Origin of the sequence: Paraburkholderia sp. HC6.4b (assembly GCF_014200875.1) — a bacterium.
GTDB lineage: Bacteria > Pseudomonadota > Gammaproteobacteria > Burkholderiales > Burkholderiaceae > Paraburkholderia > Paraburkholderia tuberum.
This window is the reverse complement of the sequence record NZ_JACHDC010000013.1, coordinates 152,623-167,840: the sequence shown is the minus strand read 5'-3', so window position 1 is coordinate 167,840 and position 15,218 is coordinate 152,623. Positions and strand designations below refer to the sequence as shown.

General features: G+C 62.6%; 15 protein-coding genes. 13 read left to right on the top strand and 2 right to left on the bottom strand.

From position 1 onward, the window contains the following. Positions 1–87: 87 nt before the first annotated feature. The 13 genes from HDG34_RS20675 (at position 88) to HDG34_RS20615 (ending at position 13,457) form a co-directional block, all read left to right on the top strand. On the top strand, positions 88–1,446 hold the full coding sequence (locus tag HDG34_RS20675; RefSeq protein WP_184061946.1) for an SRPBCC family protein: 1,359 nt from the start codon (positions 88–90) through the stop codon (positions 1,444–1,446). Further along, positions 1,446–3,155: an FAD-binding protein gene (locus HDG34_RS20670; RefSeq protein ID WP_184061945.1), complete on the top strand. Its 1,710-nt coding sequence runs from the start codon at positions 1,446–1,448 to the stop codon at positions 3,153–3,155. The genes HDG34_RS20675 and HDG34_RS20670 overlap by 1 nt, the downstream gene beginning before the upstream one ends. Positions 3,156–3,171: 16 nt before the next feature. Further along, complete coding sequence (locus HDG34_RS20665; RefSeq protein ID WP_184061944.1) at positions 3,172–4,158, top strand: thiamine pyrophosphate-dependent dehydrogenase E1 component subunit alpha; 987 nt, start codon at positions 3,172–3,174, stop codon at positions 4,156–4,158. Then, positions 4,155–5,147, top strand: coding sequence for an alpha-ketoacid dehydrogenase subunit beta (locus HDG34_RS20660; RefSeq protein WP_184061943.1), 993 nt, complete (start codon positions 4,155–4,157; stop codon positions 5,145–5,147). Before HDG34_RS20665 ends, HDG34_RS20660 begins: the two co-directional genes overlap by 4 nt. A gap of 43 nt (positions 5,148–5,190) precedes the next feature. Beyond that, positions 5,191–5,421 (top strand): biotin/lipoyl-containing protein, encoded by a 231-nt coding sequence (locus HDG34_RS20655; RefSeq protein WP_018425497.1) that lies wholly within the window; start codon positions 5,191–5,193, stop codon positions 5,419–5,421. 51 nt (positions 5,422–5,472) lie between these two features. Then, positions 5,473–6,288, top strand: a complete 816-nt coding sequence (locus HDG34_RS20650) for a 2-oxo acid dehydrogenase subunit E2 (protein WP_184061942.1) — start codon at positions 5,473–5,475, stop codon at positions 6,286–6,288. Between the two features lie 33 nt (positions 6,289–6,321). Further along, a complete protein-coding gene (locus tag HDG34_RS20645; protein ID WP_184061941.1) occupies positions 6,322–7,854 on the top strand; it encodes a class I adenylate-forming enzyme family protein in 1,533 nt (510 codons plus the stop codon). Positions 7,855–7,886: 32 nt separating this feature from the next. Next, entirely contained in the window at positions 7,887–8,780 is an 894-nt protein-coding gene (locus HDG34_RS20640) for a crotonase/enoyl-CoA hydratase family protein (protein WP_090808822.1), read from the top strand. Positions 8,781–8,828: 48 nt separating this feature from the next. Further along, positions 8,829–9,608: an enoyl-CoA hydratase/isomerase family protein gene (locus tag HDG34_RS20635; protein ID WP_184061940.1), complete on the top strand. Its 780-nt coding sequence runs from the start codon at positions 8,829–8,831 to the stop codon at positions 9,606–9,608. A gap of 77 nt (positions 9,609–9,685) precedes the next feature. Further along, positions 9,686–10,888, top strand: coding sequence for an acyl-CoA dehydrogenase family protein (locus HDG34_RS20630; RefSeq protein ID WP_184061939.1), 1,203 nt, complete (start codon positions 9,686–9,688; stop codon positions 10,886–10,888). Positions 10,889–10,890: 2 nt separating this feature from the next. Further along, complete coding sequence (locus HDG34_RS20625; protein ID WP_184061938.1) at positions 10,891–12,033, top strand: acyl-CoA dehydrogenase family protein; 1,143 nt, start codon at positions 10,891–10,893, stop codon at positions 12,031–12,033. A gap of 15 nt (positions 12,034–12,048) precedes the next feature. After that, positions 12,049–12,882 carry an SDR family oxidoreductase gene (locus HDG34_RS20620; protein ID WP_184061937.1) on the top strand — a complete coding sequence of 278 codons (834 nt, stop codon included), beginning with the start codon at positions 12,049–12,051 and terminating at the stop codon, positions 12,880–12,882. Then, a complete protein-coding gene (locus HDG34_RS20615; protein WP_184061936.1) occupies positions 12,879–13,457 on the top strand; it encodes a nuclear transport factor 2 family protein in 579 nt (192 codons plus the stop codon). The genes HDG34_RS20620 and HDG34_RS20615 overlap by 4 nt, the downstream gene beginning before the upstream one ends. A 138-nt stretch (positions 13,458–13,595) precedes the next feature. Here the strand turns inward: HDG34_RS20615 and HDG34_RS20610 are convergent, their stop codons facing one another. After that, complete coding sequence (locus tag HDG34_RS20610) at positions 13,596–13,916, bottom strand: 2Fe-2S iron-sulfur cluster-binding protein (RefSeq protein WP_184050275.1); 321 nt, start codon at positions 13,914–13,916, stop codon at positions 13,596–13,598. A gap of 30 nt (positions 13,917–13,946) precedes the next feature. Continuing rightward, entirely contained in the window at positions 13,947–15,200 is a 1,254-nt protein-coding gene (locus tag HDG34_RS20605; protein ID WP_184061935.1) for an NAD(P)/FAD-dependent oxidoreductase, read from the bottom strand. Positions 15,201–15,218 lie beyond the last annotated feature (18 nt).

The window sequence follows — 15,218 nt, the reverse complement described above, 5'->3', positions numbered from 1 at the left end:
AGTTGCAATATGGCAGTCGACTGCGCGGCCGCCACATAAAAAGCCGGAACCGGTGCCTACGCCGGCCATATGACGAAGGAGATAACAATGGGTAACACCAGTCCCGATTCGTGTGAGCACACTGTCCGCCTCGATTTTGTCCCGAAGGACAGTTACCTGTCGAAGCAGTTTCTCGAGCGCGAGAACGAGCGCCTCTGGCCGCGAATCTGGCAGGTCGCCTGCCGTCTGGAAGAGATTCCCAACGTGGGCGACTTTGTGACCTTCGACGTGGCCGGCGAATCGATCATCGTGGTACGAACCGCGGGAGATCAGATCAAGGCCTTCTTCAACGTCTGCCAGCACCGTGGCCGGCGCCTGACTAATGGCTGTGGCAAGGCCGCGAAATTTCACTGCGCCTATCACGGCTGGCAGTGGAATCTGGATGGCAGTCTTGCGCGTGTGCTCGACAGGCAAGATTGGGAAGGTTGCCCGGACATGGCTGACGGGGACCTTCGTCTCACGGACGTGCTGGTCGATACGTGGGGCGGGTTCGTGTTCATCAATATGGATCCGGACGCAGAGCCGCTCGCGAAATTTCTCGACCCGGTGCCGGAGATCACGAACTGCTTCGAGTTCGAAAAGATGCGCTACCGCTGGTACAAGTCGATTCGTCTGCCGTGCAACTGGAAGGTTGCACTCGAAGCGTTCAACGAGGGTTATCACGTAGCGGCAACCCATCCGCAACTGCTCGACGTCGCCGGCGATGACGTGACGCGCAGTTTCTCCTATGGCCGCCATGGGATGTTTGGTTATTCGACGGCTACGCGGTTGATCGGCGCGCCCTCGCCGCGAACCGGCAAGCCGATGCCGGAAGACGTACGCCAGGGGCTCGTGAACTTTTTCCGGGTAATGGAAGAGACTCTGAAGGCGATCAATACCGCGCGCGATTACGAAGCCGCGAAGCGCCTGATGACCGAAATGTCGCCGTCGGGTAACCAGTTCGAAGTCCTTGGGAAGGCGATGGAATTTCAGCGCGAGGCGGCCATCGCCGAGGGTGCGGGCTGGCCCGAGATCTCTTTCGAGCAACTGGGTCGCGCGGGAGCGGACTGGCACGTCTTTCCGAATCTGGTGTTCCTGCCGTACCCGGACGGCGCGTTGTTCTATCGCGCGCGGCCGGATGGCGACAATCCGGATTCGTGTATCTACGACATCTGGTCGCTGCAGCGCTTCGCGCCTGGGGCGGAGCCGCCGTTGAAGCGCGAGTTCTATTACGGCGTGGACGACTGGAAGGAGAACGCGCAGGAGAACTTCGGCCTGATCCTGTGGCAGGACTTCCAGAACATGACCAACGTTCAGCAGGGCATGAAGTCGCGCGGCTTCAAGGGTTTGCGCACCAATCCGCTGCAGGAATCGTCGGTTTCGAACTTCCATCGCGCGCTGCGCGAATTCATCGCGCGGGATGAGTGATGTCGACGAACTGGGACGCAACCTACGACTTCGTGGTGGTCGGCAGCGGCGGGGGTTCGATGTGTGCGGCGCTTGCCTGCAAGTCGGTCGGCAAAGAAGCACTGATCATCGAGAAGCAGGCGAAGGTCGGCGGCTCGACCGGATATTCGGGCGGGGTCTGGTGGCTTCCGAACAATCATGTGATGAAGCGTCACGGCGTCAGCGATTCCTATGAACGCGCGCGCCAGTACTTCGATGCGGCGGTTACTTATCAAGGGCCGGGGACTTCTGACGCGCGACGCGAGGCTTACTTGCGCACCGGCCCGAAGATGGCCGAGTTTCTCGAGCAGCAGGGGATGCAGTTCGTGTACGCGGACGGCTGGTCCGATTACTACGACACGCTGCCCGGCGGCGAGCCGCGTGGCCGGTCGCTGCTGGCCAGGTTGTTCGACGTGAAGGAACTGGGCGAATGGGCGCCGCGTCTGTCGCGCTACAAGGGCCCGTCGATGCCGGCCAACTCGGACGAGTATCCGCAACTGTTTCTGATGAAGCGGACGTGGGGCGGCAAGCGCAAGGCGATGCAACTGGGTGGCCGGATGCTCTATCAGAAGATTACCGGCAAGGAGCTCGTGGCCAACGGCGCGGCGATTCAGGGGCGCATGCTGCAGATGGCGCTGCGCGCGAACGTGCCGATCTGGACGGACACGCCGGTGCGCGAGTTCATCGTCGAGGATGGACGCGTGACCGGCATCGTCGCGGTACGCAGCGGCCGCGAGTTGCGCGTGCGCGCTCGCGAAGGCGTCCTGCTGAATACCGGCGGCTTTTCACACAATGCAGAAATGCGCCGCAGGTACCAGCCGCAGCCGTCGTCCGCGGACTGGACCAATGCGAATCCGGGCGATACCGGTGAAATCCTGCAAGCCGCGATTGCGCTCGGCGGCGCAGTGGACTGCATGGAGGAAGCGTGGTGGGTCGTGACGTCGCTCGGTCCCAACGAGGAACTGCCCGAAGGTGCACGCGCACCGGATGGCTCGCCGCTGCCGTTCATGCATCACCTCGACCTGTCGCTGCCGTTTTCGATCATGGTCGATCGGGACGGCGAGCGCTTTTGCGACGAAGCGGGAGCGTACATGGAAATCGGTCAACGCATGTACCAGCGCCACAAGCAGACGGGTAAGGCCGTTCCCGCATGGGTCGTCATGGACAGCCGGCAGCGTAAGTACTACCCGTGGGGCACGGCGATGCCGGGCCAGATTCCGCAGAAGTGGCTCGACAGTGGATACATGATCAAGGCTGACACGCTCGAAGAACTGGCCGCGAAATGCAGCATCGACCGTGCTGGGCTGCTCGGGACCGTCAAGCGCTTCAACGGCTTCTGCGAAACGGGCGTCGACGAAGATTACGGTCGCGGCTCGCGCGCATTCGATCGCTGTCATGGAGACCCGACCATCAAACCGAACCCCAATCTCGGGCCGATCGAGGACGGGCCGTTCTACGCCGTGCGCATGTATCCAGGGGATGTGGGCACGGCAGGCGGTCTCGTGACCGACGAATACGGGCGCGTGCTGAAGGACGATGGTTCGCAAATCCCTGGGCTGTACGCCACCGGCAACTGCACGGCATCCGTGGTTGGCCGGTGTTATCCGGGCGCCGGCAGCAGCATCGGCGCATCGTTCGTGTTCGGTTACATCGCGGCGCTGCATGCGAGCGGCGCGCAAAAGATCTGGTGACACAGGAGAGTGACGAATGAATGCCTATCAGCCGCCCAGCAGCGAAGTCCTGGTCGACATCTACAGGCGCATGGCTCTCATCAAGCAGAACGATGAGCGCTTTCGTGCCGTTATCAAGGCCGGCAAGCTGGTGATGCCGTACTACTCGCCGCGCGGCCAGGAAGTGATTCCGTCGGCGATGTCGGTGTGTCTCAGCGACGACGACTACATCTGCACGATCTACCGCGGCGTCCACGACATGATCGCCAAAGGTGTGCCGCTCAAGGAACTCTGGGCCGAGCTCGGAGGGCGAGTGACGGGGACCTGCAAAGGCAAGGGCGGCCCGATGCACGTCACGCATCCCGCGTCGGGCGTCATGGTGACGACCGGCATTGTCGGCAGTTCGATGCCGATCGCAAATGGGCTTGCGCTCGCCGCGCAGATTCGTGGTGAATCGCGCGTGGCCGTGGCCTACTTCGGTGACGGCGCATCAAACATTGGCGCCTTCCACGAGTCGCTGAACATGGCGTCCGTGTGGAAGTTGCCGGTGATTTTCGTCTGCCAGAACAACGGCTATGCCGAGCACACCAAATACGCGTATGGCACGTCCGCGCCGAACATCGCCCAGCGCGCCGTCGCGTACCAGATGCCGGGCATCACGGTGAACGGCAACGATCCGATTCAGATGCACAAGGCGGCGCACGAAGCGGTCGAACGCGCGCGCAACGGCGGCGGCCCGACGCTGATCGAAGCGAACACGTTCCGCTTTCAGGGGCACGTGTTCGGCGACCCCGACGCCTATATGGACAAGCACGAAAAGGCCGCCTGGCTCGCGAAGGATCCGGTGCCGCTGTTCCGTCAGTGGCTCATCGATGCGAAGCATGCGACCGAGGAGCAACTGGTTGCGATGGAAGCCGAACACGAGGCGCAGATCGACGCTGCGGTCGAATTCACGCTGTCGAGCGAATATCCCGATGTCGCGGAGCTTCGGCGCGACATCTTCAAGGACGAGGTGCTTGCATGAGCCAGCAGCCAACCAACATCAACACCATCCAGGCGGTCAACTTCGCGCTCGACGACGCGATGGCCGCCGACGCCAACGTAATCGTGCTGGGTGAAGACGTTGCCGACGGCCAGGAGGGCGGCATTGTCGGCGTAACGAAGGGACTGTCGTCGAAATACGGCACGTCGCGGGTGCGTTCGACGCCGATTTCGGAGCAGGCCATCATCGGTGCGGCAATCGGCGCTTCGATGGTCGGGATGCGTCCTGTGGCGGAAATCATGCTGATGAACTTCACGACCGTCGCGATGGACATGATCGTGAATCACGCCGCGAAGCTGCGGTTCATGTCGGGCGGACAGACCCATGTGCCGATCGTCATCCGCACCATGACGGGTGCGGGCTTCGGCACGGGTGGTCAGCACGCCGACTACCTCGAGGCCTGGTTTGCGCACGTTGCCGGCATCAAGGTCGTCACACCGTCGAATCCTGCCGATGCGTATGGCCTGATGCTGTCCTGCATCCGCGATGACGACCCTTGCCTTTTCATCGAGAACATGCCGACCTACTGGAATCCGGGCAGTGCGCCGGAGCGCGGCGTGGCGATTCCGCTTGGCAAAGCCAACGTGATTCGCGCGGGTACCGACGTGACGGTGATCAGCTACAGCCGCCGCGTGCAGGAAGCCATGGCTGCAGCCGAAGCGCTGGCGAAAGATGGTGTCGCCTGCGAAGTGATCGATTTGCGCACTGTCTCTCCGTTGGATACCGAAACTATCCTGACTTCGGTTGCAAAAACCGGGCGCGCCGTTGTCGTGCACGAAGCCGTCAAACCGTTCGGCGTGGGTGCGGAAATCGCATCCCGTATCTACGAAGCCCTCTTTCGCGAGCTCAAGGCGCCCGTGCAGCGCGTAGGCGCGCAATTCTGCCCCGTGCCGTTCTCGAAGCCGCTCGAAGACGCGTTCGTACCGGGCGTGGCCGAAATCGAATCGGCGGTTCGCGCGACGCTGAAATGACCAGCACGAACACCCGGAATTCCATCATCAATAGAGCAAGGTCATGACCACACAAGTGCTGCTTCCCAAACTGGGCTTTTCCATGAACGAAGGCACGCTAGCCGAATGGCTGGCGGACGACGGCGCAACCGTGAGCGAAGGGCAGATTCTCTATGCGCTCGAAAGCGACAAATCGATTCAGGAGGTCGAGTCGCCCGCGTCGGGCACGCTGCGCATCGTTGCCCAGGTTGGCGAAGTGTATCCCGTCGGCACGGTGCTGGCGGAAATCGTCTGATTGGCCGTAGGCCGTCACGCTGTCCAACAGTCGTTCGAAGAGGCATCCGCGATGAGTGTCGAATCCGTTGCTACGCGACCGCAGTCCGATGTGAATACCGGCCCCGGCGAGGCTGCAGTCCCCGCTTTCGGCGCGAATCTGCCGCCTTGGCCGCAGGTCGATTTCGCCGAATTCGGCGAGGTGGAAGTCAAGCCGGTGTCGCGCATCCAGAAGCTCACAGGAGCCTTCCTGTCGCGCAACTGGCTGACGATCCCGCATGTGACCCACCACGACGACGCTGATATTACGTCGCTCGAAAGTTATCGCAAGGCCCGTAACGAGGCGGGCACGGCGGTTAAGCTGACGCCGCTCGTCTTCCTTATCAAAGCCGTGGTGCGGGCTTTGCAGGAGTTCCCGCAATTCAACGCGTCGCTCGACGGTGACGGCAAAAACATCGTTCTGAAGAAGTACTTCCACATCGGGGTCGCCGTGGACACGCGCTTCGGATTGCTGGTGCCGGTGCTGCGCGATTGCGACAGGAAGAGCGTCGAAGAACTCTCGGCGGAACTTGCGGCAATTTCGCAGAAGGCGCGCGAAAAGGGTTTGTCGATGGCAGAGATGTCGGGCGGTTGCTTTTCGATCAGTTCGCTCGGCGGCTTTGGCGGTACTGGTTTTACGCCTATCGTCAATGCGCCGGAGGTGGCGATTCTCGGCGTGACTAAAACCCGGCTGGTAGCCGCGCCGGCGGACGACGGCGGCGTCAGCTGGCGCAAGATGCTGCCCCTGTCGCTCAGCTACGACCATCGAGTGATCAACGGAGCCGACGCGGCGCGGTTCGCCGCATTCATTGGAACCGTGTTGGCCGATCCGCAGACGCTCGCTGGCTAACAGTCGATCTGACAAAACAACGACAGGATTGAGATGAGAACCCTTGGCGAGATGATCGAGCGAAACGCTCGCTTGCATGCCGACCACACGGCGCTCGTGTACGCCGACCGACGTCTGACGCACAGTCAGTTGGCGGAGCGTGCACGCCGCTTGTCGGGAGCGCTATATGAGCGCGGCCTGCGGCGTCAGGACCGGGTTGCGATCCTCGCGATGAATTGCGCGGAGTACTACGAGAGCTACCGTGCATGCGAGTGGGCCGGCTTCATTCTGGCAACCGTCAATTTCAGGCTGGCCCCCGCGGAGATTCTTTATATTCTTAAGGACGCGGCCCCTAAGGCGCTCGTATTCGAGGCTCAGTATGCCGATGTCGTGAACGGACTGCGTTCGCAACTGCCCGAAATCGAGCAGTACATCTGCATTGGCGACGCGCCGGAATGGGCCGTTTCATTCGAGGCGGTGATGGAAGCCGGCCCAGTGGAAGGGCCGCCGATCCGTTCGAAACCGGAAGACTACGCGTACCTGATGTACACGAGCGGCACCACGGGGCGTCCCAAGGGCGTCGTGCGCACGCACCATGCCATGTGCGTCACCGCCGAAAGCTGCGCGCTGGTGACGGAGTTTTCGGGCAATACCCGCGTGCTACAGACGACGCCGGCGTTCCACGTCGGTGGAATTGGCTTCGTTAATTCGGTGGCCTGGATGGGCGGCACGACGGTCGTGCATCGCGTCTTCGAGCCGAAGCAAATGCTCGAGACGATCGCCGAAGAACGCATCACCTTCACGTTCATGGTTGCCGCGATGCTTCAGGCGGTCCTCGATGTGCCCGAACTGTCGAGCTATGACGTGTCCAGCATCGAAAACATCGTCACGGCGGCAGCCCCGGTGCCTGCACCGCTGCTGTCGCGCGGCATTCAGGTGCTCGGCCCGGTGTTTTCGGTCCAGTACGGCATGACCGAGAGCAACGCCTGCTGGTTGCCTGCGCACGAGGTCAAGCCCAAAGGGTCCCCTGAACAGGTACGGCGTCTCGCATCGGTAGGGCGCCCGTGCCCCGGCATCGACCTGCGCATCGTCGACGATCAAGGCAACGATCTGCCGCAAGGCCAGACCGGCGAGGTCTGGCTGCGCTCGCAGACGCAGTTGAGTGGCTACTGGAACAACAGCGTGGCGACGGTGGAAGCACTGCGCGATGGCTGGTATCGCTCGGGCGACATGGGCTACCAGGACGAGGACGGCTACATTTTCCTCGTCGACCGCAAGAAGGACATGATCATTTCCGGCGGCGAGAACATCTACAGCCGTGAAGTCGAAGATGCGCTGCTCCAGCATCCGGCAGTCATCGACGTGGCGGTGATCGGCGCGCCGCACGAGAAGTGGGGAGAGTGCGTCAAGGCGATCGTCGTGTTGCGCCGTGGCGAGCAAGCGGGCGAAGCCGAATTGATCGAGTTCTGTCGCGGCTTGATCGCGAGCTACAAATGTCCGAAAGCCATTGCATTCGTCGACGAATTGCCGAGGCTGCCGACGGGCAAGATCAGCAAGGTCAGTCTGCGCGCGCAGTTTGCCCGGTGAACGGCAATCGCCTCAATTGGAGGGAATCGACCATGGCCAAATGGCTGAAAACATCGGAGTGCGTGAAGTTTGAAGTGGCGCAACGCGTTGCGCGCATCACGCTGAGTCGTCCGGACAAGCGCAACGCCATCAACAATCCGCTTCTGCAGGAACTCAAGGCGGCGTTGCTCGAAGCCGACGACCTCAAATCGGTGAACGTGATCGTGCTGTCGGGAGCTGGCCGCGACTTCTGCGCAGGCTACGATCTGGTGACGACGTATTCGGATCGGGCCGCGGACGCCGCTGATCCGGGTGACTATCGTGGAACGATTCGCAGCTTCGACGACGACTGCTGGTCGATGGAGCGGCAGTCGGAGACGGTCAATCTGATGGCCGATATCCACAAGCCGATCATCGCGCAGGTGCATGGCAACTGTCTTGCGGGCGGCACGGATCTCGCGCTGGCGTGCGACATGGTGATCGCCGCCGACAACGCAAGGATCGGCTTTCCCGCCACGCGCGCGAACGGCTCGCCGCCTGCGCATATGTGGTTCTATCACGTCGGCCCGCAGTGGGCGAAGCGTCTGCTGCTGTCTGGCGACTCGCTGACGGGCCGCGATGCCGCGAAGATCGGGCTCGTGATGGATGCGGTGCCGGCAGAGCAGCTCGAAGCGGAGGTGGGCGAGTTGGCACGCCGTCTGTCGTTTGTCGATGCCGATCTGCTTGCGGCCAACAAGCGCATTGTCAACATCGGGCTGGAGCTGGCCGGTTCGCGCACGCTTCAGCGGCTCGCGGTGGAAAACGACTCACGGGCTCACCAGAGCCTGGGGCCGCGCCGCGCGCAGTTCAAGGCGGACATGGAAGCGGTTGGCCTGAAGGAAGCGCTCAAGCGCCGCGACGAGCCGTTCGGCGACGGGATGATCCGCCTGCATGCTCGCGGCAGTTGACCAGACCGTCGAACGGACGAACCAAACTCAGACGAAGATCCGACCATCATGGATGTTGAACTCACTTTGAACGGCGCGGTTGCGACGCTGTGTCTGAACCGCCCCGAGAAGCTCAACGCGCTGACGCCGGAAATGCTTGATCTGATTCTCGGCCACCTCGATCGCATCGACAAGGATCCGGAGATTCGCGCGGTGATTCTCACTGGCGCAGGCCGCGCATTTTGCGCCGGTGCCGACATCAAGGGCAGCGGCGCCGCGCCACCGCAGATGAGCGTGGCGCACGCGCGCGCATCGATGGCGGTGTATCAGAAGATCGCGCTTCGGTTGTACAACCTGAACAAGCCAGTGGTCGCGGCGGTACGCGGGGTTGCCGTGGGAATTGCCTGGAGCTTTGCGCTGTGCGCGGACCAGCTCATCGTTTCCGATACGGCGCAGTTCATTCCCGCTTTCCTGATGCGCGCCACCTTACCTGAAGGCGGCATGGTGTATCTGCTTGCGCGTCATTGCGGCGAGTTTCGCGCCAAGGAAATCATGTATCTGAATCGCCGGCTGAGCGGCAAGGAAGCACTCGATATGGGTCTTGCCAGCCATCTCGTCGAGGACGGCGAGCTCGACCCGGCCGCCGAAAAGCTGGCTGGCGAGCTGGCGGCTGGCCCGACTTTCTCGCTCGGGCTGACCAAGCAGTTGTTCAGGTTGAACCCCGGTGGCATGGAAGAGTTTCTTGCGCAGGAACTGAACGCGGTGGCGCTCGCGGTGAACTCCGAGGACGCCGCGGAGGGCCGGCTCGCCGCGAGAGAAAAACGCGCCCCGGCTTTCAGAGGCCGCTAGGCGGAGCACCCGCACAAGCGCGGCGCAGTGGCGCGACAGAGCAGACAACGAGGGCGCAAGAGATTCAGGAGTCAGGCATGCATTTCGGTTATAGCGAGGAAGACGAAACATTTCGTCGGGAAGTCAGAACGTTTTTCAGTGAGCATGCGCCGGCCGACATTTCACGCCGCTGGCGTGTCGGCGTGCATCCGCCTGCGCGCGATGACATCCGCAGATGGCAGCGCATTCTGTACGAGCGCGGCTGGGGTGCGCCCCATTGGCCCGTCGAACATGGCGGCACCGGCTGGAGCGCGCTTCGCAAGCATATCTTCATGGAAGAGCTGTACAACGCCGATGCCATGGACTATGGGTGGCAGTCGACGCAGATGGTGGCGCCCGTCATCATCGCGTTCGGTTCGGACTGGCAGAGGGAGCGTTTTCTCGGGCCTATTCTGCGCGGCGACGAGTTCTGGTGCCAGGGCTTTTCGGAGCCGAACGCGGGCTCGGATCTGGCTGGACTGAAGACCACGGCCGTGCTCGACGGTGACGAGTACGTGATCAACGGCCAGAAGATCTGGACCAGCGACGCGACGATTGCCGATTGGGGCTTCTTCCTCGTCAAGACCGATACGAGCGTCAAGCCGCAACGAGGCATTTCCTTCCTGCTGGTCAACATGGACACACCAGGCATCACCGTGCGTCCGATCGTTTCGATCGAGGGCGGCAAGGGCCTGAATGAAGTGTTCCTCGAAAACGTGCGTGTGCCGAAGTCGCATCTCGTGGGCGAGGCCGGCATGGGATGGACCTATGCGAAGTACCTCCTCGAGAAGGAGCGCACGGCGAGCGCGTTCCTGTACTTCAATAAACGCGAGCTGCAACGCGCGAAAGACATCGCGGGGCAGGAGCGGGAGGACGGCGTGCGGCTCATCGATACACCCGGGTTCGCGCGCAAGGTCGCGGAGGTCGAAGCTGACCTCATGGCGCTCGAATGGTCGGTGCTCCGCATCCTTGCGGAAGAGAAGAGCGAGCGCAATCTCGATGCGGTCGTCTCTGCGCTGAAGATCAGCGGGTCGGAGATGCAACAGCGCGTGACGCAACTGCAAATGGACGCACTCGGTCCCCGCGCGATGCGTTTCGACGACCACGGCGAGCCGCAGGGTGATCTGGCGGTCGACGAAAATTGGCCGGATTACATGGGCGGCCGCACGTCGGGCTATCTGATCGCGCGCGCCTCCACGATCTATGGCGGCGCGCGCGAAGTGCAGAAGAACATCATTGCCAAGCTGGCTTTTGGACTGTAGCCATGGACTTCAACTTCTCCGAAGAACAATTGATGCTGAAGGACGGCGCAGAGCGCTACGTTCAGCAGGAGTATGGATTCGAGGCGCGCACGCGCATTGCATCGGGGCAAGAGGGTTTCAGCCGCGAACATTGGCGCGCCTATGCCGAACTTGGCTGGCTCGGGCTGACGATGCCGGAAGACGTCGGCGGTCTCGGGTGCTCGTTCGTTGAAACGGCGATCGTGATGGAGGCGCTCGGCCGCGGTATGGCGCTCGAGCCGGTCGTGCAGACGGCGCTGCTTTGCGCCACGATCATCGAACGAGGCGATGCGCGGCGCCGGCGTGAGACGCTGCTGCCCGCCGTCATCGACGGCACGCTGCTGCTGTCGCTCGCGGACAGCGAAGCGGGAAGCCGGTACAAGCTGGGATGCCACGCGCAAACGCACGCGCTCAAGAGCGCCTCGGGTTACCTGATCAGCGGCGCGAAGACGCTGGTGATCGCCGGCGCGTCGGCGGACCAGCTGCTCGTGACCGCGCGAGTCGAAGGCGCGTCGCAAGGCGTGGGCGTTTTTCTTGTCGATCGCCGGGCCGCGGGCGTAACGTGCCGGTCGTACCGCTTGCTCGATGGATCGCGTGCCGCGGATATCGATCTGCACAACGTCGAGCTCAGTGAAGCTGCATTGATCGTCGGACCTGAACACTCGCTGCAGGTGCTCACGCAGGCAACGGAACTCGCCAGTCTCGCGAGCGTGGCCGAGAGCCTTGGCATGATGGAAGCCGTGATGGCGATCACCTCGGAGTACATCAAGGGACGCTCGCAGTTCGGCCAGCCGATCGGCAAGTTCCAGGCGTTGCAGCATCGCATGGCTGAGATGTTCGTCGCCACGCAGGAAGCGCGCTCGATGCTGTACTGCGGGATCGCGCACCTGAACGGCCCGGCGGCCGAACGCAGCCGCGTCATCTCGGCGGCCAAAGCCGTTGCCGCGCGCGCCAATCGCTTCGTTTGCGCGCAGGGCATCCAGTTGCACGGAGGCATGGGGCTCACCGAGGAATATCCGGTAGGGCACTACTTCCGCAAGATGACGATGATGGAGAAGATGTTCGGCGATATCGACTTTCATCTCGACCGCGTTGCAGCAGGCGGCCGGACACCGGTAACGGCCTGAGACAGGGAGCAGATCATGCAACGCGTGAAGCAAAAGATTGCCATCGTGACCGGGGCCGCATCCGGTATCGGCGCTGCCTGTGCCGCCAGGCTCGCGCAGGAGGGCGCCTTGGTCGTCGTGGCGGACCTGAATCTCGAAGGCGCGCAGGAACAGGTTCGTCGTATTAACGAAGCGGGGGGCCACGCGGTCCCGGCGCAGGTCGATATCGGCGACGAAAGTTCGATCGATGCATTGTTCGATCTGACGCTCGAGACTTGGGGCGGGCTCGATATCCTGCATAACAACGCCGCGGCCACATCGCTTTCCAGTACGGTCGATGCGGCAGTCGAGGCACTCGACGTCGGCGTCTGGGACGACACGATGCGCATCAATCTTCGCGGCACCATGCTGGCCTCGCGGTGCGCGCTGCCGCTGATGCGCGCACGAGGCGGCGGTTCGATTATCAATACCTCTTCCGGTGCCGCTCAGGCGGGCGCGCTGGGGTACAGCGCGTACGGTGTCTGCAAGGCCGGTATCGAGGCGCTGACGCGCTACGTCGCCGCGCAGCACGGCAAGGAGGGGATACGCTGCAACGCGATCGCTCCCGGCCTGATCGTCACACCGGTGACCCAGGCGTACTACGCGGGGGAGACCGGAGAGATGATGCTGAGCCACCATCTCACGCCTCGCCTCGGGCAGCCCGAAGACATTGCACACGCGGTGGTGTACCTCGCTTCGGATGAGGCGGCGTTCGTCACGGGCCAGGTGTTCAACGTCGATGGCGGACTTCTTTCACACCAGCCTTACTATGCCGACGAAATCCGCGCGCGCCCGGCCGCCATGGCCAACGCTACGAAGGGGAAGGCATGACGACGGATTCAGCGCTGCTCGCGCGTATCGACCGCATTGAGGCCCAGCTCGCCATCCAGCAATTGCCCGTCCGATACGCGCTCGCGGTCGATGCGCGCGATCTGGACAGCCTGGTGCAACTGTTCGCCGAAGACGTCGATTGCGGCCGATGGGGCGTAGGGCGCGGGGCATTGAAGACGTTCTACGGGTCCGAGCATATTCTGCGCGGCTTTTATCGCAGCATTCACCAGATCTGCGGCCACGTCGTCGATTTCATCGATGCCGACCATGCGACGGGAAGCGTCTATTGTCGCGCGGAGCACGAGGACAACGGAGCGTGGGTGGTGATGGCGATCTGCTACTTCGATCACTATGTGCGGCGCGACGGGCAATGGTGCTTCGAGCGTCGCGACGAACAGCATTGGTATTCGACGGACTGGCTCGCTCGGCCCGGTGCGCCGCGCTTGCAGAACTGGCCCGGCAAGTATGAAGGCGATAGGTATCAGCCGCGTCTTCCGCAAGGATTTCCGACGTGGGCGGCGTTCTGGAGCAACAGCGAACAACACGCGATCGACGCGTTGACGAAAGCGCCGTAAGCGCGGTCTCGTCTTCGGCTCCTGGCCCCGCCACGTAGCCATTCGTGGGACGGTCGAGGAATGCAAGGAGTGAGGTCCGCGCAAACTTTCGCATCGTGGTAATCAGCGTCGTGCGGCAGGCCTCTGTGCCCATTGCGCTTACGCCGTCAGATCGGGCAGACGCACCACCAGCCCGTCCAGTTCCGGCGTCATGAAGATCTGGCATGTCAGACGGCTGTTTTCGCGCACGTCCATCGCGCAGGTGAGCATGTCGACTTCATAGGATTCCGCCGCTGGCATGTGGCTGCTCCAGGCGTCGTCGACATACGCGTGACAGGTTGCGCAGCTGCAGCTGCCGCCGCAATCGCCGAGAATGCCTGGGATCTGATTGTTCACCGCTGTTTGCATGACTGAATCGCCAACGTTGGCGCTTACGGCGGCCTCGCTGCCGTCCGGCTGGATGAATCGAATGAGCGGCATGGCTTCTGAACCTCTGAAAAATGAATTGGACTAGGGAAGCAGACTTTTCAACGGGATCGATTCGTTGGCGAGATCGGCGGCGCGGACCGGAATTTTCTCGGCAACGAAACGCTTGGCCAGCACGAATTCGGGTATACGGCTGACCGTATCGGCCGCGAGCATGACGCCGTCCTTGAGATAAAACGCCGAGAAAGAGCGGGCTTTGGGATCGCCGCGCAGGACAAACTCGTCGTAGCCGAGCGACAAGCCGACCATCTTGAGCTTCAGATCGTATTGGTCGGACCAGAACCACGGCACGCTGTTGTAGACACGCTCCTTGCCGCACAACGACGCAGCGGCGGTGCGGGCCTGCTCCAGCGCGTTAGGGACCGACTCGAGACGCAGGCGGCGTCCAAGGGAAGGGTTGGGGTGGTTGGTGCAATCCCCGACCGCAAAAATGTCGGGGTCGGACGTGCGCGTGTGTTCGTCGACCATGATGCCGTTGTCGACAGCAAGGCCGGCCGCTTGCGCGAGTTCGGTGGCGGGCTCCAGTCCCACGCCGACGATGACGAGATCCGCGGCGACGCGCGTGCCGTCCGCGCAGCACACGGCGGCAACGGCGTCGCCGGATGCGTCGAGTTCGAACCCACTCACGATCGCGTTGGTACGGATGTCGACTCCGGCTTCGCGGTGAACTTCCTCGTAGAACCTGGAAAGCTCGGGAGCCGTGACGCGCGCGAGGACGCGCGGCAACGCTTCGAGCACGGTGACGCGCAAGCCGCGCTTCACGGCTACCGCGGCCACTTCCAGCCCGATATATCCACCGCCGATGATCACGAGGCGCGAGCCGGCATGAAACTGGTTTCGAATCCGCGCGACGTGATCGAGCGTGCGAAGGTAGTGAAAATTCTGCAGCTTCTCGGTCGCTTCGATACCCGGCAACGCGAGGCGCCGCGCGCGGCCGCCGGTGGCCAGAACCAGTTTCGTATAGCTGATTTCGCTGCCGTTGGACAGCGTGACCCGTTTCGCGTCACGGTCGATGTGCTGCGCGCGCGTGTTCGGGATGAACTCGACACGCGCTTTGTCGTACGTCGACAGCGGTTTCAGGTACAACTGCTCGGCGGTCGATTCGCCCGACAGGAATGCCTTGGAGAGCGGCGGCCGTTGGTAGGGCAAATGCGGTTCCTCTCCCACCATCACGATGCGTCCCGTCCATCCCTGTTCGCGGATCGCGGTCGCGCATTCTCCTGCTGCATGACCCGCCCCGACGATCAGTGCGATGTTCTCTGCGTCTCCAGCTGTCATGAGGCTAACTCCATCTCG

Bases quoted from the DNA above. Each gene is read 5' to 3' on its own strand.
- HDG34_RS20660 (WP_184061943.1), top strand. From the start codon at position 4,155: ATGAGCCAGCAGCCAACCAACATCAACACCATCCAGGCGGTCAACTTC.
- HDG34_RS20670 (WP_184061945.1), top strand. From the start codon at position 1,446: ATGTCGACGAACTGGGACGCAACCTACGACTTCGTGGTGGTCGGCAGC.
- HDG34_RS20620 (WP_184061937.1), top strand. From the start codon at position 12,049: ATGCAACGCGTGAAGCAAAAGATTGCCATCGTGACCGGGGCCGCATCC.
- HDG34_RS20630 (WP_184061939.1), top strand. From the start codon at position 9,686: ATGCATTTCGGTTATAGCGAGGAAGACGAAACATTTCGTCGGGAAGTC.
- HDG34_RS20615 (WP_184061936.1), top strand. From the start codon at position 12,879: ATGACGACGGATTCAGCGCTGCTCGCGCGTATCGACCGCATTGAGGCC.
- HDG34_RS20650 (WP_184061942.1), top strand. From the start codon at position 5,473: ATGAGTGTCGAATCCGTTGCTACGCGACCGCAGTCCGATGTGAATACC.
- HDG34_RS20640 (WP_090808822.1), top strand. From the start codon at position 7,887: ATGGCCAAATGGCTGAAAACATCGGAGTGCGTGAAGTTTGAAGTGGCG.
- HDG34_RS20655 (WP_018425497.1), top strand. From the start codon at position 5,191: ATGACCACACAAGTGCTGCTTCCCAAACTGGGCTTTTCCATGAACGAA.
- HDG34_RS20605 (WP_184061935.1), bottom strand. From the start codon at position 15,200: ATGACAGCTGGAGACGCAGAGAACATCGCACTGATCGTCGGGGCGGGT.
- HDG34_RS20610 (WP_184050275.1), bottom strand. From the start codon at position 13,916: ATGCCGCTCATTCGATTCATCCAGCCGGACGGCAGCGAGGCCGCCGTA.
- HDG34_RS20625 (WP_184061938.1), top strand. From the start codon at position 10,891: ATGGACTTCAACTTCTCCGAAGAACAATTGATGCTGAAGGACGGCGCA.
- HDG34_RS20645 (WP_184061941.1), top strand. From the start codon at position 6,322: ATGAGAACCCTTGGCGAGATGATCGAGCGAAACGCTCGCTTGCATGCC.
- HDG34_RS20675 (WP_184061946.1), top strand. From the start codon at position 88: ATGGGTAACACCAGTCCCGATTCGTGTGAGCACACTGTCCGCCTCGAT.
- HDG34_RS20635 (WP_184061940.1), top strand. From the start codon at position 8,829: ATGGATGTTGAACTCACTTTGAACGGCGCGGTTGCGACGCTGTGTCTG.
- HDG34_RS20665 (WP_184061944.1), top strand. From the start codon at position 3,172: ATGAATGCCTATCAGCCGCCCAGCAGCGAAGTCCTGGTCGACATCTAC.